Source organism: Streptomyces exfoliatus (assembly GCF_000725545.1).
Classification (GTDB): Bacteria; Actinomycetota; Actinomycetes; order Streptomycetales; family Streptomycetaceae; genus Streptomyces; species Streptomyces exfoliatus.
Genome location: NZ_JNZP01000017.1, coordinates 183402 through 208466, shown reverse-complemented (window position 1 = coordinate 208466; position 25065 = coordinate 183402). Strand labels below are relative to the sequence as shown.

At 71.6% G+C, this 25065-nt stretch carries 21 protein-coding genes; 10 read left to right on the top strand and 11 right to left on the bottom strand.

Annotated elements, in window-relative coordinates; translation table 11 throughout:
• Positions 1-13: 13 nt before the first annotated feature.
• A complete protein-coding gene (locus IO20_RS0121570) occupies positions 14-751 on the top strand; it encodes a prepilin peptidase (protein ID WP_030548735.1) in 738 nt (245 codons plus the stop codon).
• A 307-nt stretch (positions 752-1058) separates the two neighbouring features.
• On the opposite strand, the gene mgrA is transcribed toward IO20_RS0121570, so the two are convergent.
• Positions 1059-2096, bottom strand: a complete 1038-nt coding sequence (gene mgrA / locus IO20_RS0121565; protein WP_030548733.1) for an L-glyceraldehyde 3-phosphate reductase — start codon at positions 2094-2096, stop codon at positions 1059-1061.
• A 126-nt stretch (positions 2097-2222) separates the two neighbouring features.
• Here mgrA and IO20_RS0121560 point away from each other — a divergent pair, with 126 nt between their 5' ends.
• The 5 genes from IO20_RS0121560 to IO20_RS0121540 all read left to right on the top strand — a co-directional run bounded on the left by IO20_RS0121560 (position 2223) and on the right by IO20_RS0121540 (position 8145).
• Entirely contained in the window at positions 2223-2984 is a 762-nt protein-coding gene (locus IO20_RS0121560; protein ID WP_030222480.1) for an isoprenyl transferase, read from the top strand.
• Positions 2985-3441: 457 nt separating this feature from the next.
• The gene (phoH2, locus tag IO20_RS0121555) at positions 3442-4767 is read left to right on the top strand and encodes an RNA 5'-3' helicase PhoH2 (protein WP_030222477.1); all 1326 of its coding nucleotides are present in this window, start codon (positions 3442-3444) and stop codon (positions 4765-4767) included.
• Between the two features lie 378 nt (positions 4768-5145).
• A complete protein-coding gene (locus tag IO20_RS0121550) occupies positions 5146-5865 on the top strand; it encodes an aggregation-promoting factor C-terminal-like domain-containing protein (RefSeq protein ID WP_030548731.1) in 720 nt (239 codons plus the stop codon).
• 130 nt (positions 5866-5995) lie between these two features.
• Positions 5996-7465 (top strand): AI-2E family transporter, encoded by a 1470-nt coding sequence (locus IO20_RS0121545; RefSeq protein ID WP_030548729.1) that lies wholly within the window; start codon positions 5996-5998, stop codon positions 7463-7465.
• Positions 7462-8145, top strand: coding sequence for a hypothetical protein (locus IO20_RS0121540; RefSeq protein ID WP_030548727.1), 684 nt, complete (start codon positions 7462-7464; stop codon positions 8143-8145). The genes IO20_RS0121545 and IO20_RS0121540 overlap by 4 nt, the downstream gene beginning before the upstream one ends.
• A 72-nt stretch (positions 8146-8217) precedes the next feature.
• Here IO20_RS0121540 and IO20_RS0121535 read toward each other — a convergent pair whose 3' ends face one another.
• Both IO20_RS0121535 and IO20_RS0121530 read right to left on the bottom strand, forming a co-directional pair.
• Positions 8218-8751 carry an alkyl hydroperoxide reductase gene (locus IO20_RS0121535; protein WP_030222466.1) on the bottom strand — a complete coding sequence of 178 codons (534 nt, stop codon included), beginning with the start codon at positions 8749-8751 and terminating at the stop codon, positions 8218-8220.
• A gap of 16 nt (positions 8752-8767) precedes the next feature.
• Positions 8768-9322, bottom strand: a complete 555-nt coding sequence (locus IO20_RS0121530; protein ID WP_030548725.1) for a peroxiredoxin — start codon at positions 9320-9322, stop codon at positions 8768-8770.
• Between the two features lie 133 nt (positions 9323-9455).
• Here IO20_RS0121530 and IO20_RS0121525 point away from each other — a divergent pair, with 133 nt between their 5' ends.
• A complete protein-coding gene (locus tag IO20_RS0121525; protein WP_078945928.1) occupies positions 9456-10442 on the top strand; it encodes a LysR substrate-binding domain-containing protein in 987 nt (328 codons plus the stop codon).
• 97 nt (positions 10443-10539) lie between these two features.
• On the opposite strand, the gene IO20_RS0121520 is transcribed toward IO20_RS0121525, so the two are convergent.
• From IO20_RS0121520 to IO20_RS0121510, 3 genes are read right to left on the bottom strand one after another with little or no spacing between them, the layout of a single operon-like run.
• Positions 10540-13002 (bottom strand): FtsX-like permease family protein, encoded by a 2463-nt coding sequence (locus IO20_RS0121520; protein WP_078945947.1) that lies wholly within the window; start codon positions 13000-13002, stop codon positions 10540-10542.
• Complete coding sequence (locus IO20_RS0121515) at positions 12999-13682, bottom strand: ABC transporter ATP-binding protein (RefSeq protein ID WP_030548719.1); 684 nt, start codon at positions 13680-13682, stop codon at positions 12999-13001. The genes IO20_RS0121520 and IO20_RS0121515 overlap by 4 nt, the downstream gene beginning before the upstream one ends.
• Positions 13679-14203 (bottom strand): PadR family transcriptional regulator, encoded by a 525-nt coding sequence (locus IO20_RS0121510; protein WP_030548717.1) that lies wholly within the window; start codon positions 14201-14203, stop codon positions 13679-13681. The genes IO20_RS0121515 and IO20_RS0121510 overlap by 4 nt, the downstream gene beginning before the upstream one ends.
• 270 nt (positions 14204-14473) lie before the next feature.
• On the opposite strand from IO20_RS0121510, the gene IO20_RS0121505 reads away from it, so the two are divergent.
• On the top strand, positions 14474-16687 hold the full coding sequence (locus tag IO20_RS0121505) for a transglycosylase domain-containing protein (protein ID WP_030548715.1): 2214 nt from the start codon (positions 14474-14476) through the stop codon (positions 16685-16687).
• A gap of 59 nt (positions 16688-16746) precedes the next feature.
• Here IO20_RS0121505 and IO20_RS0121500 read toward each other — a convergent pair whose 3' ends face one another.
• From IO20_RS0121500 to IO20_RS0121490, 3 genes are all read right to left on the bottom strand, one after another.
• Complete coding sequence (locus tag IO20_RS0121500; protein ID WP_030548712.1) at positions 16747-18693, bottom strand: ATP-binding SpoIIE family protein phosphatase; 1947 nt, start codon at positions 18691-18693, stop codon at positions 16747-16749.
• Positions 18694-19025: 332 nt separating this feature from the next.
• On the bottom strand, positions 19026-19691 hold the full coding sequence (fomD, locus tag IO20_RS0121495; protein ID WP_030548710.1) for a cytidylyl-2-hydroxypropylphosphonate hydrolase: 666 nt from the start codon (positions 19689-19691) through the stop codon (positions 19026-19028).
• A gap of 175 nt (positions 19692-19866) precedes the next feature.
• Positions 19867-21267: a class II fumarate hydratase gene (locus IO20_RS0121490; RefSeq protein WP_030548708.1), complete on the bottom strand. Its 1401-nt coding sequence runs from the start codon at positions 21265-21267 to the stop codon at positions 19867-19869.
• 150 nt (positions 21268-21417) lie between these two features.
• Between IO20_RS0121490 and IO20_RS0121485 the strand changes: the two genes are divergently transcribed.
• Positions 21418-22947, top strand: coding sequence for a ricin-type beta-trefoil lectin domain protein (locus tag IO20_RS0121485; protein WP_030548707.1), 1530 nt, complete (start codon positions 21418-21420; stop codon positions 22945-22947).
• Between the two features lie 117 nt (positions 22948-23064).
• On the opposite strand, the gene IO20_RS0121480 is transcribed toward IO20_RS0121485, so the two are convergent.
• Positions 23065-23730, bottom strand: a complete 666-nt coding sequence (locus tag IO20_RS0121480) for a lipoprotein (protein ID WP_030548706.1) — start codon at positions 23728-23730, stop codon at positions 23065-23067.
• A gap of 142 nt (positions 23731-23872) precedes the next feature.
• Between IO20_RS0121480 and IO20_RS0121475 the strand changes: the two genes are divergently transcribed.
• A complete protein-coding gene (locus tag IO20_RS0121475; protein ID WP_030548704.1) occupies positions 23873-24397 on the top strand; it encodes a hypothetical protein in 525 nt (174 codons plus the stop codon).
• Between the two features lie 21 nt (positions 24398-24418).
• Here the strand turns inward: IO20_RS0121475 and IO20_RS0121470 are convergent, their stop codons facing one another.
• Positions 24419-25051 carry an HAD family acid phosphatase gene (locus IO20_RS0121470; RefSeq protein ID WP_030548703.1) on the bottom strand — a complete coding sequence of 211 codons (633 nt, stop codon included), beginning with the start codon at positions 25049-25051 and terminating at the stop codon, positions 24419-24421.
• Positions 25052-25065: the final 14 nt, after the last annotated feature.

Genomic DNA, 25065 nt, shown 5'->3' with positions numbered 1-25065 from the left:
TAGGGTCTCGTCCGTGTACGTCACGACGATCACCCTCGCCGCCCTCTGGGGAGCCGCCGTCGGGCTGCTCGTGCCGCGTGCCGCCTACCGGCTCTCCGTGGCGTCCGAGGAGCCGTGGCGGGACCGCTGCCCCGACGGGCACGTGCTCGTCGGGCCCGCGCGCGGCTGGCTCGGCGGGCCCGGTCGGCGGGACTGCGCCACGACGGCCGCCCCGCTCACCGCGCCCCTGCTCACCGCCCTCGTGTGCGCCGCGCTCGCCGCCGCCACCGGCGGGCCGCGGCCGGAGCTGGCGGTCTGGCTGCTCTGCGCGCCCTTCGCCGTGCTCCTCGCCAGTGTCGACGCGCGCGTGCACCGGCTTCCGGACGGTCTCACCCTGCCGCTCGCCGCCGCCGTCCCGCTGCTCCTGGGGGGCGCCGAGCTCCTCCCGTACGACGCGGGCTCCTGGCTCCACGCGCTGCTCGGCGCGCTCGTCCTCGGCGGCGCCTATCTGGGGCTCTTCCTGATCAACCCGGGCGGTCTCGGCTTCGGCGACGTGAAGCTGGCGGTGCCGCTCGGCGCGGCCCTCGGCTGGTACGGCTGGGGCGTCCTGTTCACCGGGGCCTTCGCGGGATTCCTGCTCGGCGCGGTGTACGGGTTCGGTCTCGTCCTGCTGCGGCGGGCCGGCCGGTCCTCGGCGATCCCCTTCGGGCCGTTCATGCTCGCGGGCGGTCTGCTCGGTCTTCTCCTCGGCGCGTTCACCGCGCTTCCCTGAGGCGTCCCGGGGGCCTGCGCGTCAACGTCGGGCCCTGCCCGGCCGGTCCCTCTTGGGAGGGACGGAACTCCGCCGCCACGCCGGGGCGCAAACCCGCCACACGGCCCCGCATCCCTTGTCCTGACTGGGCTCCGGTGAATTCGCCATGCTTCGGACGGCGTACGTGGCGCGCAACACGAGTATCGAAGGGTTATGGTGGAAACCCCCCCTCGGGCCGGTCCGTATCCCCCCCCACGGACCGGCCCGTTTTTTCTTTCCGGGGCCCCGACGGGGCCCCTTTCCGGGGCCCCGCGGGCCCTCAGGGGCCTCAGCCCCGGCCGGCCCAGATGTTCGTGCCCTGGGTGTCCACGGCGAACGAGTCGATCTCCACCAGCTCCTCCGCGGTCAGCGGCGCACCCGCCAGCGCCCCCACGTTCTCCTCCAGCTGGGCGACGCTGGACGCGCCGATCAGCGCCGAGGTCATCCGCTCGTCCCGCAGGACCCACGACAGCGCCAGCTGCGCCAGGGTCTGCCCGCGCCGCCCCGCGATGTCCGCGAGACCACGGAGCCGCCGCAGCACCTCGTCGGAGAGCAGGTTCGGGTCGAGGGACTTGCCCTGGGTGGCCCGCGAGCCCTCCGGGATGCCCTTCAGGTACTTGTCGGTGAGCAGCCCCTGCGCCAGCGGCACGAAGGAGATGCAGCCCATCCCGGCGTCCTCGAGGGTGTCGAGGAGGCCGTCGTCCTCGGTCCAGCGGTTGATCATCGAGTACGAGGGCTGGTGGATGAGCGCCGGGACGCCCATGTCCTTCAGGATCCGCGCGGCCTCGGCGGTCTGCTCGCTGTTGTACGAGGAGACGCCGACGTACAGCGCCTTGCCCTGCTGGACCGCGGAGGCCAGGGCCCCCATGGTCTCCTCGAGCGGGGTGTGCGGGTCGAAGCGGTGCGAGTAGAAGATGTCGACGTAGTCGAGGCCCATCCGCTTCAGGGAGGCGTCGAGCGAGGACATCAGGTACTTGCGGGAGCCCCACTCGCCGTACGGCCCGGGGTGCATCTCGTAGCCGGCCTTCGTGGAGACGATCAGCTCGTCCCGGTAGGGCGCGAAGTCCTGGGCGAAGAGCTTGCCGAAGTTCAGTTCGGCGGAGCCGGGCGGCGGCCCGTAGTTGTTGGCCAGGTCGAAGTGGGTCACACCGAGGTCGAAGGCACGGCGCAGGATCGCGCGCTGGTTGTCGAGCGCCCGGTCGTCGCCGAAGTTGTGCCAGAGGCCGAGCGAGATCGCCGGGAGCTTGAGGCCGCTGCGGCCCGACCGGCGGTACTCCATGGCGTCGTAGCGGTCCGCGGAGGCGCGGTACACGGGGGAATCAGTCACGTATCTCTGCTTATCACGTACTTGTGACAGTCCCGGGCTGGGAGCCCGTCGCCCGTGCGCAGTAGTGTGGCGGCTTGCGGACCGCCGCTGCATGGCGGACCGCCGGTGCATGGAGGGGTAAGAACAGTGAACCTGCGCGACCTGGTGTACGGGCTCTACGCACGCCGGGTGGAAGGCCGCCTCGACCACGCCCAGGTGCCCAAGCACATCGGGGTCATCCTCGACGGGAACCGCCGCTGGGCCAAGGCGTCCGGGGGGACCCCCGAGCAGGGCCACAAGGCCGGTGCGGACAAGATCCAGGAGCTGCTCGGCTGGTGTGCCGAGACGGACGTCGAGGTCGTCACGCTCTGGATGCTCTCCACGGACAACCTGAACCGGCCCGAGGAGCAGCTCGTGCCGCTGCTCGGCATCATCGAGAACGCGGTGCGCTCGCTCGCCGCCGACGGCCGCTGGCGGGTGAACCACGTCGGCACGATGGACCTGCTGCCGTCCCGTACCCAGTCGGTGCTCAAGGAGGCCGAGCAGGCCACCCACGCCAACACGGGGATACTCGTGAACGTGGCGGTGGGCTACGGCGGCCGGCAGGAGATCGCGGACGCGGTGCGCTCGCTGCTCCTGGAGCACGCGGACCGGGGGACGAGCTTCGAGGAGCTCGCCGAGATCGTGGACGTCGAGCACATCTCCGAGCACCTGTACACGCGCGGGCAGCCCGACCCCGACCTGGTGATCCGTACCAGCGGCGAGCAGCGCCTCTCCGGTTTCATGCTGTGGCAGAGCGCCCACTCCGAGTACTACTTCTGCGAGGTCCACTGGCCGGCCTTCCGCAAGGTCGACTTCCTGCGGGCGCTGCGCGACTACGCCGCACGACACCGGCGTTACGGGACCTAGGGCCTGTCGTCTGGACCATGCCGGGCTCGCGGGGTCCGGCACCGCGCCTCGCCGCGTTGTCGTCGGTTGCCATGGCTCCGCCATGGCGCCCTCCTCCGCCTTGCGATCCACGGCACCAGACCCCGCTCCCTGATCCGGCCTGATCCAAACGACAGGCCCTGGGCCGGGCGCCACGGACCGGCTCGGAACCGATCACCTCGTGTTCATGAACACGTCGTCACATGCCGTGGCATGACGGCCCCTGTTCAGGGGCATACCCCTGGTGAAGTGAGCGGCACGGAGACCGCCACCCGGGAGGCCCCTTGCACCAGGACGACCGTGCGGGACACGTACGGGAGAAGCGGAGGGCCGTGGTTCGGCCCGCGCAGCGCGGCCTGAGCCCGGTCCCATTCCGCAGCGACACCGGTTCCGTCGCACCCCGACCTCACAGGGGTCTTCCGAGGGGGTCTGTCCTTCCGTGGTGACCAGCACGAAGCGCCGCCTTTCCGACCGGCGCACCTATGTTCTCGACACCAGCGTCCTGCTGGCCGACCCCAACGCCTTCTCCCGGTTCGAGGAGCACGAGGTAGTGCTCCCGATCGTCGTGGTGACGGAGCTGGAGGCCAAGCGGCACCACCCCGAACTCGGCTACTTCGCCCGGCAGGCCCTGCGCCTCCTGGACGACTTCCGGGTCCGGTACGGGCGTCTGGACGCCCCGCTCCCCATCGGGGACCTGGGCGGCAGCCTGCGTGTCGAACTCAACCATTCCGACCCCGGTGTACTGCCCGCCGGCTACAGGTTGGGGGACAACGACTCACGGATCCTCGCGGTCGCGCGGAACCTCCAGGCGGAGGGGTACGACGTCACGGTCGTCTCCAAGGACCTCCCGCTGCGCATCAAGGCCTCCTCGGTGGGGCTCCTCGCCGAGGAGTACCGCGCCGAACTGGCCATCACGGACGCCAACGGCTGGACCGGGATGTCCGAGCTGGCGCTCTCCGGCGAGCAGGTGGACCTGCTCTACGACCAGGAGTCGCTGTACGTGCCGGAGGCCGCCGAGCTTCCGGTCCACACGGGCCTGGTGCTCCAGTCCGAGCGGGGCAAGGCGCTCGGCAGGATCACCGCCGAGGGGAACGTACGGCTCGTCCGCGGCGACCGGGAGGCCTTCGGGCTCCGCGGACGCAGCGCCGAGCAGCGGATCGCCCTCGACCTGCTCCTCGACCCGGACGTCGGCATCATCTCCATGGGCGGCCGGGCCGGCACCGGCAAGTCCGCGCTCGCGCTCTGCGCGGGCCTGGAGGCGGTCCTGGAGCGCCGTCAGCACCAGAAGGTGATGGTCTTCCGTCCGCTGTACGCGGTCGGCGGCCAGGAGCTCGGGTACCTGCCGGGCAGCGAGTCCGAGAAGATGAGCCCGTGGGCCCAGGCGGTCTTCGACACACTGTCCTCGGTCGCGAGCCGTGAGGTCATCGAGGAGGTGCTCGGCCGCGGGATGCTGGAGGTCCTGCCGCTCACCCACATCCGCGGGCGTTCGCTGCACGACGCGTTCGTCATCGTGGACGAGGCCCAGTCCCTGGAGCGGAACGTCCTGTTGACCGTTCTGTCCCGTATCGGGGCGAATTCGCGGGTCGTGCTGACCCATGACGTCGCCCAGCGGGACAACCTCCGGGTCGGCCGGTACGACGGAGTCGTCGCCGTGGTCGAGAAACTGAAGGGGCATCCGCTCTTCGCGCACGTGACCCTCACCCGCTCGGAGCGCTCCCCGATCGCCGCGCTGGTGACGGAGATGCTGGAGGACGTTCAGATCTGACCCGATTCACACCCTTCCGTCCGCGTACGGAAGTTGGCGCCGCCCGGCAAAGCCCACGAGCTTAGCCGGGCGGCGCTCTGCTGTCCGCAGGATCGTCCAAAACACCTGCCCCCACCGAGGTGTGAGCTTTCACACGCAACGGAGAATTGCCTTGCGGTGCGGCGGTCCGGCAGAGTCTTGCTTCCGTCAGGCCCCGCATACGGCACCCGTGCACCTTCAGGGCGCACAACCCCCGCACAACTCAACAGCCGTCCGTCGTATGCCGCCCACAGCACCACGGGCCCGTGTCTCCTGTGACCCTGTATGTCGGAGACCAGCGCCAGGGGCACGATTTCGCCCGCGTGGTCACCTGTGCGAGCGATGCTGGAAGGAAACCGTGTGAGCCGGATCTCGGTCCGGGGATTCGCGGTGGCTTCGGCCACTGCGGTCACCACCGTCGGCGCCGTCGTGGGCGTAGCGTCGGGTAACGCCGTTCAGTCCTCGGACGACAACTTCGAGGCCACCGCGGCCGACACCACGCTGCTCGCGGACATTCCCGCGGGCGAGCAGGCCCAGGTACAGGTCTCGTCCCTCTCGGAGCAGGCCGACGTCCAGGCCGCGGCCGCCGACTCGGTCGCGCGGAAGGCCGCCGAGGAATCGGCCCGTCTCCGCGCCGCCAAGGACGCGGAGGCGAAGAAGAAGGCGGCCGACGAGGCCGAGGCCGAGGCGAAGGCCAAGGCCGAGGAGGAGCGCAAGGCGGCGGAGGAAGAGCGCGCCAGCCGTTCCGCGGTCCGCGACGCCTCGTCCTTCTCCACGCAGGGCTCGTACTCCATCGCCGAGGTCAAGGCCATGGCCCGCCAGATGATCCCGGCCTCGCAGTTCCAGTGCTTCAGCACCATCGTGGACCACGAGTCCAGCTGGAACTACCGCGCGGTCAACCCGTCTTCGGGCGCCTACGGTCTCATGCAGGCCCTGCCGGGCTACAAGATGAGCTCGGCCGGCTCGGACTGGCAGACCAACCCCGCGACGCAGATCAAGTGGGGCCTCAGCTACATGAACGACCGCTACGGCAGCCCGTGCGAGGCGTGGACGTTCTGGCAGGCCAACCGCTGGTACTAGTCCGGCGTGCTCAACCTTGGGGAGCCCCTCACCGTCCTACGGTGAGGGGCTGCTTGCGTGTAGGTTCGAAGGGCCCAGGGGCTCGCGGGGGAGCGAGCGGGGACGTGTCAGCGGGGGGATGAGGGAAGAGATGGCGAGAGTGCCAGGGTGGCTGGGCCGGCTGGGCGAGAGCCTCAGCCGCGTGGGTGAACGCCTCGACGCGCGCAGGGCCGAGGCGGAGCGCGAGGATCCGCTCGACCCGCAGGGCGACGACCCGGGGGAACGGCAGGGCGACCGCCCGCAGCCACGTCCGGGCGACAAGAGCACCGGGGACACGTCCACCGGGGACGCGTCCGCGCGCCCCGGCGTCGCACCGGAGACGCCGCCTCCGCTCCCGGAGACGGCCGCCGTCGAGCCGGGCCTTTCCGTCCCCGCGCCCCCCGCCTACGCGCCGGCCGTCGCCGCCCGGCCCGACCCGGTCGCCGCCATCCCGTGGGGCATGCGGGTCGCCGCGGAGGCCAGTTGGCGGCTGCTCGTCTTCGCCGGCACGCTCTGGGTGCTGATGAAGGTGATCAGCTCCGTCCAGCTGGTCGTCCTCGCGTTCGTCGCCGCGCTGCTCGTCACCGCCCTGCTCCAGCCCACCGTGGCCATGCTGCGCAGGAAGGGCCTGCCCCGAGGGCTCGCCACCGCCGTCACGGCCATCTCCGGCTTCGTCGTGATGGGCCTGGTCGGCTGGTTCGTGGTCTGGCAGGTCATGGACAATGTCGACAACCTGTCCGACCAGGTCAGGGACGGCATCGAGGAACTCAAGCGCGCGCTGCTGAACAGCCCCTTCCACGTGACCGAGCAGCAGATCAACGGCATCGCGAAGAACCTCAGCGACTCCATCGGCGCCAACGCCGAACAGATCACCCAGGTCGGACTCCAGGGCGTCACCGTCGTCGTCGAGGCGCTGACCGGCATCCTGCTCGCCATGTTCTCGACGCTCTTCCTGCTCCACGACGGGAAGAAGGTGTGGGAGTGGACGCTCAAGCTGGTCCCCGCCCAGGCCCGGCCGGGCGTCGCCGGCGCCGGTCCGCGCGCCTGGCGCACCCTCACCGCCTATGTGCGGGGCACGGTGCTGGTCGCCCTGATCGACGCGGTCTTCATCGGCCTCGGCCTCTACTTCCTCGACGTGCCGATGGCCGTGCCGCTCGCCGTCTTCATCTTCCTGTTCGCCTTCATCCCGCTGGTCGGCGCGGTGATCTCGGGCGCCCTCGCGGTCGTCGTCGCCCTCGTCACCAACGGCCTCTTCACCGCCCTCATGGTGCTCGTCGTCGTCCTCGCCGTGCAGCAGATCGAGGGCCATGTGCTCCAGCCCTTCATCCTCGGACGCGCGGTGCGGGTCCACCCGCTCGCCGTCGTCCTGGCGGTCGCGGCCGGCGGTCTGACCGCCGGCATCGGCGGCGCCGTCGTCGCGGTCCCGCTGGTCGCCGTATGCAACACGGTGGTCGGCTACCTGCGCGCGTACAGCACGGAACAGGCGCTCCGCAGCACGCCGGAGCCGCGCGGGGCGACCGCCTTCGAAGTGGCCCCGACCCCGGCACCCGGCTCGTCCTCCCCCAAGGGGGACGGCCGGTGATCTCGGAACCAGAGCTGGTGGGCGGCGTCGTGTTCGACGCGCCCGAGGTACTGACGGAGGAGAAGGCAGCCCGGCCGCCCCGTCCGCCCCGGGCCCGGCGCCCCTGGCTGTGGGCGCTGGGCGGCGCGGTGCTGGCGTCGGCGGTGTGGGGCGGCGGGCTCTACGCGTACGAGCGGGGCGAGGAGCCCGGCCCTGACCTGGGTGGGTACAAGAGCGTGAGCGGCCTCTGCCAGTTGGCGGAGCTGCCGGCGCTCAGCGCCGTCCTGGGCGAGCGGAGCGCGGACGGCGAAGGGCCCGTGACGGACGACCCGGCGGTGCTGCGGGTGGCCTGCCCGATACGGTTCGGCCCGCCCGAATCGGGCTACAGCGGCTGGCTCTCGTACACCCTGCACAAGGTGACGGATCCGGGGCCCGAGTTCGACGCACAGGCGAAGTCCGCCGACCTCCACACGCCGATCGACGGTCTCGGCGAGAAGGCCTTCTTCAGCGACCGCGAGGGCGAGGCCGGAGAGCTCATGGTTCTCGACGGCCAGGCCGAGATCGCGCTGGCGGTCTCCCGGGACTACAGCGTCGACGCGGAGGGCAACGAGACGGGGAACACCGAGCCGCTCGACCTTTCCGGCATCGACGTCCCGATGACCCAGGACATGCTGGCGCTCATGGCGGCGCTCAAGAAGTGACCCGCCGGGAACGGCGGAAGGGCCCCGGGGCGCGCTGCCCCGGGGCCCTTCTCGTACGACCGCGGTGACGCCCTACTCGGCGAGGACCGCTTCCGCGTCGAGGGTGACGCCGACCGCCTGGATCACCGCGGCGATCTTCACGGCCTCCTGGATCGTGGCGCGGTCGACACCGGCCTGGCGCAGGACCTGCTCGTGCGAGTCCAGGCACTGGCCGCAGCCGTTGATCGCGGAGACGGCCAGCGACCACAGCTCGAAGTCGACCTTCTCGACGCCCGGGTTGCCGATGACGTTCATCCGCAGACCGGCGCGCATCGTCCCGTACTCGGGGTCCGACAGCAGGTGCCGGGTCCGGTAGAAGACGTTGTTCATCGCCATGATCGCGGCGGCGGACTTGGCCGCCTGGTACGCCTCGGGCTTCAGGTTGGCCTGGGCCTCGGGCTCCAGCTCCTTGAGGACCTTGGGCGAGCGCGAGGCGATCGCGCAGGCGAGGACCGTGCCCCACAGCTGCTGCTGCGGAAGGTCGCTGTTGCCGATGACCGAACCGAGGTTCAGCTTCAGGTCCTTGGCGAAGTCCGGTATGGCGGACTTCAGTTCGTCGAGAGCCATGTCAGATCACGCGTCCTTACTCGCCCGAGAGGAGGGCGGCGGCGTCGAGGGTGCCCTCGCCCTTGTTCCAGTTGCACGGGCACAGCTCGTCGGTCTGCAGGGCGTCGAGCACCCGCAGGACCTCCTTGGGGTTACGGCCGACGGAGCCGGCGGTCACCATGGTGAACTGGATCTCGTTGTTCGGGTCCACGATGAAGACGGCACGCTGGGCGAAGCCGTCCGCGCCGCGGACGCCGCAGTCGCTCATGAGCTCGTGCTTCGAGTCGGCGAGCATCGGGAAGGGCAGGTCACGCAGGTCGGCGTGGTCCTTGCGCCAGGCGTGGTGCACGAACTCGGAGTCGCCGGAGACGCCGAGGATCTGGGCGTCGCGGTCGGCGAACTCGTCGTTCAGCTTGCCGAACGCGGCGATCTCGGTGGGGCAGACGAAGGTGAAGTCCTTCGGCCAGAAGAACACCACACGCCACTTGCCCTCGTAGGACTTGTGATCGATCTGCTCGAACTCCTTGCCGCTCTCCAGCGACACGCAGGCGGTCAGGTCGTAGGTGGGGAACTTGTCACCGACAGTGAGCACGCGCTCTCCTTGCAGGCAGGAAGGGTCCCTTTTGGGGTCTTCCGTGGGGGTTGGACGAGGTCACAGCATGGCACGGAGTGCATTGATCAGTGAAATAGCTAGAGTGGTTCGTGTTGATCGAAGGTGGTTATCAGTGGCATCCCCGTACAGCTCCCCGTACGCCTCCCCGCCCGGCCCGCCGCGCGGCAAGCAGCCGAGCCTCTCGCAGCTCAGGGCCTTCGCGGCGGTCGCCGAGCATCTGCACTTCCGCGACGCGGCGGCGGCCATCGGCATGAGCCAGCCCGCGCTCTCGGGCGCGGTTTCGGCACTCGAAGAGGCACTCGGTGTCCAGCTCCTCGAGCGTACGACCCGGAAGGTGCTGCTCTCGCCCGCCGGGGAGCGGCTCGCGGTGCGCACCCGCGCGGTCCTCGACGCGGTCTCGGAGCTGATGGAGGAGGCGGCGGCGGCCCAGGCCCCCTTCACCGGGGTGCTGCGGCTCGGCGTGATCCCGACCGTCGCCCCGTACCTGCTGCCGACGGTCCTGCGTCTGGTCCACCGGCGCTACCCGGACCTCGACCTCCAGGTCCACGAGGAGCAGACCTCCTCGCTCCTGGAGGGCCTCACGGCCGGGCGGCTCGACCTGCTGCTGCTCGCCGTGCCGCTCGGTGTGCCCGGCGTCACCGAACTCCCGCTGTTCGACGAGGACTTCGTCCTGGTCACCCCGGAGGGGCATCCGCTGGCGGGTCGGGACGACATCCCGCGCGAGGCCCTCAAGGAGCTGCGGCTGCTGCTGCTCGACGAGGGGCACTGCCTGCGCGACCAGGCCCTCGACATCTGCCGGGAGGCCGGGCGTACGGGTGGCGCGGAGGTCACCACCACGGCCGCCGGGCTCGCCACCCTGGTCCAGCTGGTGGCCGGCGGTCTCGGGGTGACGCTGCTGCCGCGGACCGCCGTCACGGTCGAGACCGCCCGCAACACCGCCCTGTGGACCGGGCTCTTCGCCGAACCGGCGCCCTCCCGGCGGATCGCCCTCGCGATGCGGACGGGCGCGGCCCGGCACGCCGAGTTCGGGGAGCTGGCGGAGGAGCTGCGGGGCGCGATGCGGGGACTTCCGGTACGGGTGCTCGGCGCCGGTTCCTGAGACCCGGCCCGGCAGCGCGTACGCCGCCGGGCGCCGGCTCCCGAGACCCCCGGTCCCGGGAAACGACGCCCGCTCCCTCGTACCTCCATGCGAAGGGTCATTCCGTGCGCAGGCCGTCCGCCCGCATCAGCCGCCACAGGGCCGGCATGCTCAGCAGGGTCACCGCCGCGATCAGCGCGAGGCCGATCCCGACGACGGGCAGGAAGGTCCACCAGTCCGCGACCGGCTGCCCGCCCAGGTTCAGCAGGACCACCCCGAGGCCGAGCCCGCCCGCCACGGCGAGGACGAGACCGAGGACGATCGGCACCGCCGTCTGCCAGAGCACCGACCAGCTCAGGGTGGAGCGCCGGGTGCCGAGGGCGACGAGCGAGGACAGCAGCCGCTTGCGCTCCCTGAGCTGCTCCAGGGTCGTCACCAGGAGCGAGGCGGCCACCAGGAGCATCGTCAGGGTGGAGCCGACGAGGATGCCGGTGCGGACGCTGGAGAACGCCGCGTCCCGTTCGGTGTCCTTCAGGGTGCGCACCCAGGACGTCGGGTCGATGGCCTCCGCCGTGTTGCGTACGTGGTCGGCGGCGTCGGGCACCGACGGGTCGAGCCGGACCATGGCCTGCGCGTCGGGCTCGTCGAGCCGGGCCGCGTCGATCGCCGAGGGGGTGGCGAGGATTCCGTACTCGTACATGCCCGTCGGGTCGGGTCGGGAGTCCACGACCCGGGCCGTGGCGGGGATGCGCCACTGCGGCAGCGGGCCGCCCTCGGGGCGGCGCGGCTCGTCCGGGTGCGGATACGGGTCGCGCAGGGCGACCGTCGCGCCGGGCCGTGCGGTCCTGGTGACCCAGCTGTCGTCCGGGTTGCCCTGCGCGCCGTGCGCGAGGAAGACGAAGACGTCGCCGTCGACACAGGAGGGCAGTGTGGCGAACTCCCCGAGGGAGGCGCAGTCGCCGACCCTGATCGAGGCCATCGGGGCGAACTCCTCGCCCGCCTTGAGGGGTCCGGGCCGCCACACCTGCGACTCGACGGTGCCGATCACCGCGCTGACCCCCTCGGTGCGCGCGAGGCGGTCGATCACCGAGCGGGCCTCGGCGGCGGTCCCGGCGTCGGCGCCGATCGCGATCTGGGCCCGGGACACGTCCTGGCCGGTGGTCTGCGTGAAGTCGTTCTCCATGGCCTGGAAGAGCATCTGGAGGGCGATGGCCCCGGTCGCCGCGACGACGATGCCGCTGACCGCGCGGGCCGCGGTGCCGCTGCTCAGCTGGAGCCTGCGGACGGCCAGCTGCCAGGACACGGGGCCCCTGTTCAGCCGCTTCACGCAGGCTTCGACGAACCACGGCAGGAGGGTGGTGAGGCCGATCAGGACGAGCGTGGTGCCGGCCGCGACGCCCACGGTGTCGATGCTCGTCCCGGTCGCCTGGACCTCGCCCATCAGCGGGACGAGCAGGGCCACCCCGGCCGCGAGGAGGAGCAGTCGCCACCACAGCCGGCGGCGGCGCGGCGTCGACGTCCGGACGACCCCGAGCGGTTCGATGGCCACCCCGCGCAGCGCGAAGAGGGTGACCACGACCGAGGCGACCGGCACGGCGACGAGGGCGAGCGCGGCGAGCATGGGCATCGGCACGACGTCGGAGGGGTAGGCGTTGACGTCCCAGATGGTGAACGCCCCCGCGAACTGCCGTGCCACGGCGAAGAGTCCGAGACCCGTCAGAAGGCCGAGCAGCGCGCCCGCGAGCGACTCGCCGGCCGCGACCCGCCGGGTCATGGCGATGTCGGCGCCCACGAGGCGGAGTGCCGCGAGCCGCCGGTCGCGCTGTTCGCCGCCGAAGCGGACGGCGGTCGCGACGAAGACGAGCACGGGAAGCAGCAGGACGACGCAGGCGACGACGACGAGGAGGATCAGGAACGCGTTCAGCGGTTCCTCAGGCACGGACCAGCCGTACCGCGTGCCGCGCCCGTCGAGGTTCTCGGTGTCGAGGAAGTCGACGTGGGCGACGTACCGCAGCTCGGCCGGGCCGATGAGTCCGGCCTGCCCGATCGTCCCGGCCACCTGGTAGGGGAGCCGTTCCCTGAGCAGGGCGCCCTCGGGGGAGTCGAGCAGTTCGCGGAGCGCGGGGGAGACCAGCATCTCGCCGACGGCGGGGAAGGCGGACGCGCCGGGCGGGACCGGGGGCGCGTCGCCCTCGGGGCGCAGCAGCAGTCCGCTGATGACGTCGTCGCGGTAGACGGTGGTCCGGCCGAGGTGGAGGAAGGAGTCGGGCCGGGGGGAGGTGACCTGCTCGCTGCCGTCGACGGCGCGGACCGACTCCCGTACCTCCCGCTGGAAGAGCATGTTCGGCAGCGAGGAGGCGACCAGGAGCAGGGCCACGCCGAAGCCGACGCCGCTCGCGGTCAGCACGGTGCGGAGCAGGCCGGACCGGCCACCGGTGACCGCGAAGCGGGCGCCGAGCGCCAGATCGCGGGCCCAGGCGGCGAGGCTCGTGCCGCGGGAAGGCCCGCTGTCGCCGGCAGGCCCCGTGTCGCCGGGGCGCCTTGTGTCGCTGGGGCGAATCGTCTCGCCGGGAAGCGTCATGCGGCCCACTCCGCGTCCCGTACGGCTCCGTCGCGTACGACGATCTCGCGGTCGGAGTAGGCGGCGACCCGGGCCTCGTGGGTGACGAGGACGACGGCGGCGCCGGTGTCCCGGGAGGCGTCGGTGAGCAGCCGCATGACCCGCTCGCCGTTGAGGGAGTCGAGGGCGCCGGTCGGCTCGTCGGCGAAGATCACCCGGGGGGCGGTGACGAGCGCGCGGGCGACGGCGACGCGCTGCCCCTGGCCGCCGGATATCTCGCCGGGGCGCTTGGCCGCGATGTCCTCGACCTCCAGTCGGGCCATCCAGTCGACGGCCCTGGCCTCGGCGGCCTTCCGCTTCTCGCCGTTGAGGCGGAGCGGCAGGGCGACGTTCTCCACGCAGGTCAGCTCGGGGACGAGCTGGCCGAACTGGAAGACGAAGCCGAAGTCGGTACGGCGCAGGGCGCTGCGTCCGGTGTCGGAGAGCGCGGTGAGTTCGCGCCCGTCGTAGGTGATGGTTCCGGCGTCGGGGCGCACGATTCCGGCCAGGCAGTGCAGGAGGGTCGACTTGCCGGAGCCGGAGGGGCCCATGACGGCGACGACCTCGCCCGCCCGGAGTGAGAAGGAGGCGCCGGCGAGGGCCGGGGTCGGGCCGTAGGCCTTGTCGAGGCCGGTGGCGCCGAGGAGCGGGGCGGTGGTCATCGGCGGATCTCCTCGGCGAGCCGGTCGAGCCGGGCGGCGGTCAGTTCCAGCCAGCGCAGGTCGGCCTCCAGATGGAAGAGGGCGTGGTCGCAGATCAGCTGGTCGGCGAGGTCGCCGTCCTTCTTGCGCCGGGTGAGCTCGCGCATCAGGCGCAGGTGTTCGGCGCGCTGGGTGTCGACGAGCTCGGCGGCGCCGCGCCCGGTCAGGAGGGCCAGGACGACCTTGGTGTAGAGCGTGGACTGGAGGTACGGCTCGGGCTTCTCGGGAGTGGCGAGCCACTGGGCGACATCGGTGACGCCGGCCTCGGTGATCGCGTACCGCTTCCGCTCGGGGCCGCCGCCCGCCTCGATGCCGTCGACGACCACGAGGCCGTTCTTCAGGAGCCGGGACATGGTCGAGTAGACCTGGCCGTAGTGCAGCGGCCGGTCGTGGCCGAACTTCTCGTCGAAGGCGCGCTTGAGGTCGTAGCCGTGGCGCGGGCCGGACTCCAGGAGTCCCAGGAGGGTGTGACCGATGGACATGCCGGTCACTGTACATGGTGTGTATACGCGAGGTGTATAGCCAACGCCGCGACGCCCCGCGAGAAGTGGAACGACTCCTTCACGCAACCATCCGGTCCGCTGGGACGTCGGTTCCTCTGGACATGGGTGCTGATTCTCACGTCCGGAAAAGGCGTGATCGGTTGTCCTATGTCCACATCGGCGGTGTTAGCTGGCTAGCTGAGCCGACCCGCGCGGGGCGGGAGAAGGACCGGCGCGCCGGGACACACGACGAGCGGAGCGACACGACTCATGGGCCGACCGGACAAGAGCAAGGCGAAGAAACGCGGCCTGCGCCGCCTCTTCTCCTGGAAGAAGCTCCTGGGCACGTTCTTCGTGGTCTGCCTGCTCGCCATGGGCGCCCTGTACGTCGTCTACCTCATGGTCCCGGTGCCGACGGCCAACGCCGAGGCGACCATGCAGAGCAACATCTACAAGTACGCCGACGGCAAGGTCCTCGCCAGGACCGGCAAGATAAACCGCGAGATCGTCGGCCTGGAGAAGATCCCCGCGGAGGTCCAGAAGGCCTTCGTCGCCGCCGAGAACAAGAGCTTCTACAAGGACAACGGCGTCGACATCAAGGGCACCACCCGCGCCGTCTGGTCCACCCTCACCGGCAAGGGCAAGCAGGGTGGTTCGACCATCACCCAGCAGTACGTCAAGAACTTCTACCTGAGCCAGGACCAGACGGCGACGCGCAAGCTCAAGGAAATGGTCATCGCCATCAAGGTCGATGAGCAGATGAACAAGAGCGACATCCTCGCCGGCTACATGAACACCAGCTACTACGGGCGCAGCGCCTACGGCATCCAGGCCGCCGCCCGCGCGTACTACGGAGTCGACGCCACCAAGCTCACCACCGCCCAGGGCGCCTACCTCGCCTCGCTGCTCCAGGCGCCCAACCAGTACGACTGGACCTCCGCGAGCCCCACCGGCCGCAAGCTCGTCGAGGAGCGCTGGAACTACGTCCTCGACAACATGGTCGAGGAGGGCTGGCTCGCCGCGGCCGACCGGACGGCCATGAAGTTCCCCGTCCCGCAGAAGCCCAAGCCCGCCCCGGGCATGGAGGGCCAGACCGGCTACATCGTCGAGGCCGCCAACCAGGAGCTGATGCGCCAGGGAGTCAGCGAGGAGGACATCAAGGCCGGCGGCTGGACGATCACCCTCAACATCGACGAGAAGAAGCAGAAGGACCTCGTCAAGGCCGTCGACCGGCAGCTGGAGGCCAAGCTCGACCGCAAGGGCGACAAGAAGGACGCCACCGTCCAGGCCGGCGCCACCTCCGTCGACCCGAAGACCGGCGCGGTCGTCGCGATGTACGGCGGCATCGGCGCCACCGAGCACTGGACGTCCAACGCGACCCGCCGCGACTACCAGCCCGCCTCCACCTTCAAGCCGCTCGTCCTCGCCACCGCGATCGAGAACGGCTCCGTCACCCAGGACGGGCGCAAGATAGGGCTCGGCACCGTCTACGACGGCACCAGCCAGCGCAAGGTCGTGGGCAGTGACATCCCCTTCGCGCCCGAGAACGAGAACGACCGCGACCACGGTCCCGTCACCGTCCAGACGGCCACCAACAAGTCCATCAACTCCGTCTACGCCCAGATGATCGTGGACGTCGGAGAGGCCGAGACCAAGAAGACCGCCCTCGCCCTCGGCATGAAGGACGGACCGGACTTCGGCGAGAGCCCCGCCATGTCCCTCGGCACCATGGGCGCCTCCACCATGGACATGGCCGGGGTGTACGCCACCCTCGACAACCACGGCAAGAAGGTCACCCCGACCCTCGTGAAGGCCGCCGAGCACAGGGACCGCGTCGTCACCCCCGCCAAGGGGATCGGCGGGCAGGTCATCGGCCGCGAGGCCGCCGACACCGTCACCAAGGCCATGCAGGGCGTCGTACAGAGCGGTTCCGGCTTCCGCGCCGCCGGTGACTACGAGGCCGCGGGCAAGACCGGCACCTCCGAGAACAACCGCTCCGCCTGGTTCGTCGGCTACACCCCCGAACTCGTCACCGCCGTCGCCCTCTTCGGCGAGGACGCCAAGGGCAACCAGGTCACCCTCACCGACACCATCGAAGAGGGCCGCGCCAACGGCGGCCGCAGGCCGGCCCAGATCTGGGGCGACTACACCACCAACGCCCTCGGCGGCGGCTCCGACGCCTCCTTCGACCTGGAGACGGACAGCTCGACCCCGGTCGAGCCGGACCCCGAGGCGACCCGGACGACCGAGGCGCCCGAGGAGCCGACCGAGGAGCCGACCACGACGGCCCCGGCCACGACGCCCCCGCCGACCACCACGGCCACCACGCCGCCCGTGCCGACGGAGGACCCGGCCACCACGCCGCCCGAGCCCACGGACGAGCCGACCGCCACCCAGGAGCCGTCCCCGCCGCCGTCGATCGAGCCCCCGGACGTCGGCGGCCCCGACCCCGAGGGCGAGGCCAGCACACGGCCGTCGCGGTAGGGACATGACGGAAGGCCGGACCCCTCAAGGGTCCGGCCTTCAGCGTTGTCGGTCCCGGATCAGGGGGTGGCCAGCTCGAACCAGACCACCTTGCCGCCCGAGAGCCGGGTCGCCCCCCACCGCCTCGCAAGGCGGTTCACCAGGAAGAGACCGCGCCCGCCCTCGTCGGTGTCGCGCGCCCGTCGCTGCCGCGGCAGCTGAGGGGAGTCGTCGCCGACCTCGCAGCGGAGCACGTCCGTCCGCAGCAGCCGCAGCGTCACGGGCCGCTCCGCGTACCGCACGGCGTTCGTCACGACCTCGCTGATCAGCAGCTCCACCGAGTCCGTCAGCTCCTCCAGGTCCCAGCGGGCGAGCGCCCGCCGGGCGAGCCGGCGGGCCCGGCCGGGGGCCGCGTCCTCCGGCTCCAGGAACCAGTACGCCACGTCGCTCGGCGCGATCCCGTCGAAACGGGCCGCGAGCAGCGCGATGTCGTCGTCCCGGTCCCCGGGACCCAGCATGTCGAGGACGTCGTCGCAGAGCGCCTCAAGAGGCGGCGAGTGGTCCGGGCCCGTCAGCTGCGCGGTCGCCGCGAGGCGCTCCCGCAGCTGCTCGATGCCGGTCCACACGTCCCGCAACCGGGACTCCACCAGACCGTCCGTGTAGAGCAGCAGCGTGGCACCCGCGGGCGCGTCCAGCTCGACCGCCTCGAAGTCCACCCCGCCCACCCCGATCGGGGCGCCCGGCGGCACCCGCAGCACCTCGGCCCGGCCGCCCAGGTGGAGCAGTATCGGCGGCGGGTGCCCCGCGTTGGCGATGGTGATCCGGTGCGAGACCGGGTCGTACACCGCGTACATGCAGGTGGCCATGCGGTTCTCGCCGAGCCGCTGCGCCTGCTCGTCCAGGTGGTGCAGGACCTCCTGCGGAGGCAGGTCGAGCCCGGCCAGGGTCTGCGCGGTGGTGCGCAGCTGGCCCATGATCGCCGCCGAGGTCATCGAGTGGCCCATGACGTCGCCGACGACCAGGGCGACCCGGCTGCCGGGCAGCGGGATCGCGTCGTACCAGTCACCGCCCACCCGGGCCGTCTCGGCGGCCGGCAGATAGCGCGAGGCGAGCTTGACGCCGGTCGGCTGCGGCAGCGAGTCCGGCAGCATCGTCCGCTGGAGCTCGTCCGCGATGTACGCCTCGCGCCCGTACAGGACGGCCTTGTCGATGCCGAGCGCCGTGTGCGTGGCCAACTGGGCGGCGACCAGCAGGTCGTTCGGCTCGAAGGCGGCCCGCTCGGGGCGACGCAGGAACACGGCGGCGCCGATCACCCGGCGCCGGCCGCGCAGCGGGGCGAGGACCGCCCGCAGCCCGCCGGGCAGCGGATGCCCGGGACCGAGCAGCTCCGACAGCGCGGTCTTGGCGGCGGCGGAGTCGCCGAACACCGGCCGCACCCCGCGCAGCACCTCGGCGAGCGCACCCCCGGACCGCACCTCGCAGAGTTCGGCCGCGGGGGTCGGGCTCGGATCGGGTACGAGGACGAGCTCCTCGCCCTCCAGTTCGCTTAACCGGAGCCGGTCGGTACGGCGCAGGCGCAGCATGAACGGCGCCACCGGACGCTCGTCGCCCACCGGCAGCGGGTCGCGGAGGTAGACCAGGATCTCGTCGGAGAACGTCGGCACGGTGGCCCGGCACAGGCCGAGCACGATCTCGTCCAGGTCGATGCCGCGCGCGATGCGCCGGGTCGCGGCGCCGACGAACCGCAGCCGCTCGCCCTCGCGGCGCGTGGCGGGGTCCCCGCCCCGGCCGCCGCCCGGGTGCTGGGCGGCCACGGCGACGGCGACGCCGGGGGTGCCGGGGCCGGGGGGCGCCGCGGGCCCGCCGCCCGACGGGGGCGCGTCCGTTCCGAGTCCTGCCGGGCTGCCCGGCTGGGCCGGCACCTCGGCGGGCAGGCCGGCCGCCGCCTCCTGGCGAGGGCGCGCGCGTTCGTGCGACCGGGCAGCCAGGGGCTGCCGGCCTTCGTGGGAGGTGGGATGCTCCGTCACGCGTGGGATTCCGTCCGTCCGGGCCGGTGGTGCGATGCACTCGCTCTTCTCGCCGATGCCGCGCCTTCGGCAGGGATAAACCCCTCGTGTGCGGCGGATGTGGAGGCTCCGCGAGTCATGGCGGCGGCGGGGGTCGGAACACCCGGGCAGACGTCCGGCACTGCTCTCCCCCTCGTCGATGACTTCTGGTCAGGTCCTGTGCTGCGTCCGGTCCTTGACGGCCCGTCCGGTGGGCCTGGCAGGTCGCTCGGTCGGTCTGACGTGCTGTCCGGTCCGCCTCCACCGTGCGGAGGACGATCCTACGTTTGAACCCCGGGGGCGCATCAAGGGTCTCACGGTGCCGTGTGCGCCGGAGTGCGGTCCCAGTCCGCCGGAAGTTCCGGAACCCGCCATGCCGGATCGGGCCGCCAGTCCTCCCAGCCGTCAGCGAACGGCGCCCCCCACGCCTTGATCCGGTCCACCGCCCTGCGCCCCGCGTCGCGCACCCGCGCGGCCTGCTCCGGGCCCATCAGACCGCACCGCTGCGCCTGCGCGAACTCGTCCTCGTCCCGCCACAGCCAACTGCGGTCCGGGTATACGGAGATGTCGAGGAAATGGTCCTCGGAGTCGAAGCCGCCGGACCACCGGACCCGCGGCTCCTCCAGGTTCACGTACCAGCTGCGGAAACGCCAGCCACGCTCCCAGAACAGCCACACCGACCAGGGGTCGCCCGGCCGTGCCAGCTTCAGCACCCCGCTGCCGGCCCACCGCGCGCGCTCCGTCGTGCGCGGGGCGGTGTAACGGGTGGCGAGCGGCTCCTCGTGCACGGGCGTGCCGTCGGCGAGGACGGGGCGCACGCACTCCGTACCGGGGGCCATCCACACCGCGAGCAGCTCGGGGGTGTCCTGCACGACCGTCACCGGCCTGCAGATGTGCACCGCCCCGGTGCCGTTGCCGCGGTAGCGCCAGAGGATGTGCTCCCCCGGCGCCCAGTGTCGAGAGCCGTCCGATCCTGTCATGCGCAGATCTTAGGGGCGCGCTCCCACGTGCGCTGCGGTACGGGTCACGGACGAGTCACCTACCGGCCGGTCACCCCTAGGGCCTGCCCGGCGGATCAGGGTCGGACGGGCCCCAGGGGGTGTCTTGCCGATCAGGCCGGGCTCGCGGGGTCCGGCCTGATCCAGACGAAAGGCCCTAGGGACGTGTCATCCGCAGGACGTCCAGCGCCTCGTCCAGCTGCTCGACCGTGAGGTCGCCGCGCTCGACGTACCCCGAGGCGAGGACCACCTCGCGGATCGTCTTCCGCTCGGCGAGGGACTTCTTCGCGACCTTGGCGGCCTCCTCGTAGCCGATGTACTTGTTCAGCGGGGTGACCACGGACGGCGAGGACTCGGCGTACTCGCGCGCCCGCTCGACGTTGGCGGTGATCCCGTCCACCGTGCGGTCGGCGAGCAGCCGGGACGTGTTGGCGAGCAGCCGTACCGACTCCAGGAGGTTCTTGGCCATCACCGGCAGCATGACGTTGAGCTCGAAGTTCCCGGCCGCGCCCGCCACCGCCACCGTGGTGTCGTTTCCGGTCACCTGCGCGGCGACCATGAGGACCGCCTCGGGGATGACCGGGTTGACCTTGCCCGGCATGATCGACGAGCCGGGCTGGAGGTCGGGGAGGTTGATCTCGGCGAGGCCCGTGCGGGGTCCGCTGGACATCCAGCGCAGATCGTTGGCGATCTTGGTGAGGGAGACCGCGACCGTACGGAGCTGCCCGGACGTCTCCACGAGGGCGTCACGGGCGCCCTGTGCCTCGAAGTGGTCGCGGGCCTCGGTCAGCGGCAGGCCGGTCGCGCGGGCGACCTCCGCGATGACGGCCGCGGAGAAGCCGGCCGGGGTGTTGATGCCGGTGCCCACCGCCGTACCGCCGAGGGGGAGTTCGGCGAGCCGGGGGAGCGCGGCGCGCAGCCGCTCGACGCCGTACCTGATCTGGGCCGCGTAGCCGCCGAACTCCTGGCCGAGGGTGACCGGGGTGGCGTCCATCAGATGCGTACGGCCGGACTTCACGACCGTCGCGAATTCGGCCGATTTTCGCTCCAGGGCGGCGGCCAGATGGTCGAGGGCGGGGATCAGGTCGCGGGTGACGGCGCCGGTGGCCGCGATGTGGATGGAGGAGGGGAAGACGTCGTTGGAGGACTGCGAGGCGTTCACGTGGTCGTTGGGGTGGACCTCGCGGCCCTCCGGGAGCCGTTCGGTGGCGAGGGTGGCGATCACCTCGTTGGTGTTCATGTTGGACGAGGTGCCGGAGCCGGTCTGGAAGACGTCCACCGGGAAGTGCTCGTCCCAGCGTCCCCCGGCGACCTCCTCCGCCGCCGACTCGATGGCCTCCGCGCGGTCCTTCTCGATCACCCCGAGCTCGGCGTTGACCTTGGCGGCGGCGGCCTTGATCCGGGCGAGGGCCTCGATGTGGGCCCGCTCCAGGCGCTGGCCGGAGACCGGGAAGTTCTCCACCGCCCGCTGGGTCTGGGCCCGCCACTTGGCGTGCGCGGGGACCCGCACCTCGCCCATGGAGTCGTGCTCGATCCGGTAGTCCTCGGCTTCGTTCATTTTCCCAACCTCTCGCAACCGCTCGCACCGATCCCGTCGGGGGAGTCCCCCAACCCCCCGAAAAAGATGAGCACTTGTCTTGTTCGATGTATTCCCATCATGCGTACCGACCAGTAAAAACCGTGGGTAACCCCACTTCCAGGAGGCGCAATGACGCGCACCAGGTACAGACTCCGCTGGCCCATCGCCGCCGTCACCGCGGCCGCCGCCGTACTCGGCACGATGACCGCCGCCGCACCCGCCGGAGCCGTCGGCACGGGCACGGGAGCGGTGACCGCATCCGTACCCCTGCCGCCCGAGCTCGAGGCGATCCGGGCCGCCGAGGCCACCAGGATCTACGGCGACCCGGCCGAGCGCCCGCTCGCACAGCGCAAGACCGGCCTGATCTCCCTCGGCGACAGCGAGATCTCCGGCGAGGGCGTCGGCACCTACGAGCCCCCCACCAACGGCCCCACCAACTGGTGCCACCGCTCCCCGGACGCCGCCATCCACCGCACCGGCATCGCCGCGGACCTCACCTTCAACGTCTCCTGTTCCGGTGCCTACAGCGGCAACATCCGGATCGGAGGCTCCAAGCAGTACGCCGACGAGCTCGTCCAGAGCGACAACCTCGCCGTCAAGGCCCGCAACACCCGCATCAAGATGATCCTGCTCGTCTCCGGCGCCAACGACGACCTGCAGTTCGGCCCGGTCATGACCGACTGCGTCCAGCGCTACATCCTCAGCCAGGGCGTCTGTGAACCCAAGTACGCCCCCGGCTGGCAGGCCCGCGTCGACGCGCTCGTCCCCAAGACCGAGCAGGTCGTGCGCGACCTGCGGACCGTGATGCGCGACGCCGGGTACGCCGACGGCGACTACAAGCTCGTCGTGATGGGCTACCCCAGCCCCATCGGCCCCGACTTCCGCGACAACACGAACTTCTCCGGCAAGCTGGCCTGCGGCGGCATGGGCTACGACTCCGACACCGTCTGGGGCCGCAACAGCGCAGTCCCCGCCTTCGAACGCGGCATGCGCAAGGTCGCCGCGAACACCGGAGCCGTCTACCTCGACAACTCGCGGCTCTTCCACGGCCACGAGGTCTGCATGGAGGACACCTGGGCCCGGGGCCTCTACATCGACCTCTCGAAGCCCGGCGGCATCGACGAGAACTCCGTACGCCAGTCCTTCCACCCCAACAGGAGCGGCCACGCCGCCTTCGCCTCCTGCCTCACCCAGCTCTACGACTCCGGCCTCCGCGAGGCGAGCTGCGCCGACGTCGACTCCTCGGGCCGGCCGGCCCTCTTCCCGCTCGCCTGGGACGACGTCTACCGGCCGCTGAAGAACGGCGCGACCGGCAACTGCCTCGACGTGGACGGCGCCCAGAGCGCCAACGGCACCCGCGTGTTCGGCTGGGACTGTCACGGCGGCCGCAACCAGGGCTGGTGGTACGACTCCGCCCGCCGGACGGTGCACACCGAACTCACCCAGGACCGCTGCCTGGACGTGCCCAGCACCTCCTACCCGGCGGGCACGGCCCTCATCGTCTGGAACTGCCACGGCGGCGCCAACCAGAAGTTCGTCCGTGACGGCGCCACGATCAGGCCCGCCGCCGCGACCGGCCTCTGCCTCACCCAGAGCGCGGTGAAGCAGCAGATCCGGCTGCAGAACTGCGACGGCTCGGCGAGCCAGACCTTCGCGTAGCCGTCCCACCGGCAGGAAAGGCCGTGGCCCCCGTCCGGCCAGGACGGGGGCCACGGCCGCGCCCGACGACGGCTCTCGGGGGCACTTCGGGGGCACTTCGGGGCACTTCCGGGGTGCTCAGAGCACCTTGAGCGTCGTACGGGCCAGCTCGTACGCCGGCAGCATCGCCCGGTGCTCGTCGGTGTCGAGCCCGCCGAGGTGCACGATCACCGTCCCCTTGGGGGTCGCGACGGCGAAGGCCCGCTCCTCCTTCGACTCCTCCATCAGCTCGTTGTAGACGGTGTACGACACCTCGGTGAGGGGCGACGCACCGGCCCCGGTCTCCTTGTAGACGACCTTCGAGGTGTGCTCCTCGGCCTTCACGAAGCCTTCGAGGGCGGTCCTGGCGGGCCCCTTCCCGGCTGCCGTCCACACCCGCAGGAAACCGATCTGCCCGGCGGCCCTGGCGTTCACCTCGCAGCGGATGACGGCGGGCCCCTGCCGGGTGAGCGCGGCGAACTCCGGATTCTCGGGGTCCTTGATCGCGTCCGGTTCCCACTGCTCCGCGAGCGCGAAGGAGACCGGCAGCGCACACGCCGTCCCCGGCCCGCCGACCGTCTTTCCCGACGCCGCGGCGACGGCCGGTGCCTTCGTGGTCTCCGGTGCGGCCGTGGCCGGCTCCGCCGAGGGCCGGGAGCCCGGCGTGACCTCGGGCAGCGGCTCGGGAGCGCCGCAGCCGGTCAGCAGCAGCCCCGCCGCCAGCGCGGCGGCGACCGGGGCCAGGGTGGGTATCGGGTGTCTCATGCGCGTCAGAGTAGCTCCGGGCCCGTCACGCACCGGACGGGCGGAGTCGGGGCGGGCGCCGGACAATGTGTAGCGGGCGTGCCTCCGGGGGCGGGAAGGGGGAGCACCCCTGGGGGAGATCCCCGACCAGAGGAGGCAGGACATGTTCCGCAGCTTCAGGAGGATCGGCGCCCTCGGCGCCTGCACGGTCGCGGCCGTCGCCTTCACCGCCGTCGCCCCGGTCTCCGCCGCCCCGGCGGTCCCCCCGCTCTCCGCCGTGTCCCAGGCCGAGGATCTGGAGTTCACCCTCTACGCCAAGGAGGTCCCCGGCGGGCAGGACGAGGAGACCGGCCGGGCGCCCGAAGTCGGGGACTCCTTCGCGTTCGCCGACGACCTGTACCGGACCAAGGGCGGTGAGAAGGTCGGCCGGGACGGCGTGAGCTGCACCGTGGTGCGCACCGGGAGCCCTGGCGACCTGCAGTGCGTCGGCACGTTCGCGCTGACCGGCGGCCCCGGTGGGCAGATCGCCGGCCAGACGCTCCTCTCGGTCGATCCGGCGGACGAGGCGCCCGCCGCCTTCGACATCGCCGTCACCGGCGGGACCGGGGACTTCAAGGACGTGCGCGGCACCATCCGCTCGACTCCGGACGGCGACTACTCACGCCTCGAGTTCCACCTCACCCGCTAGCGGGGCCGGTGCCGGGACGGTTCAGGACAGCTTGCCGCCGTAGTCCGGCAGCTTGAAGGTGCGCTCGGCGTGGCCGCCGACCAGGTCGGTGGTGTTGTTGCCGATGTTCGCGATGATCGTGTAGCCCTTGGCCTCTATCTCCGCGCGCTTCTCCGTCTTGTACGCGCTGACCTCGGCGAACAGGTCGGGCAGGGAGCGCACGTACAGACCGTCGACCGGGTATCCGGCCTGCTTCAGGTTCCAGTCCGTGAGGGAGTGCAGGATGCCCGGTCGCGCGGTGACGAAGAAGACGTCCACCCCGCGCGCGTGGGCGGCGGTGACGATCTCGCGGACGTCCGCGATGGCCGGCGTGGGCAGCTCCCAGAACGGGTGGAAGTCCGTCTCCAGGGAGCTGTTGTCGATGTCGAGGACGATCGCCTGCTTCTCGCGGCCCGCGTTCTCGGAGCGCCGCTCGATGTACGGGCGGGCCTCGGCGACCACGGCGGCCACGTCACGGCGCCAGGTCGCGTAGTCGACGTCCGCGAGGGCGGCGGTGGAGGTGAGGTGGGTGTCCGGGTCGGCGGCGGAGGCCGCGGGCGCGGGACCGACGACGAGGAACGCGCTCAGGGCGAGGACCGCGGAGGCGGTGGCGGTGGTGCTTCGGACGGAGGGCATGGGGGGCTCCCGAG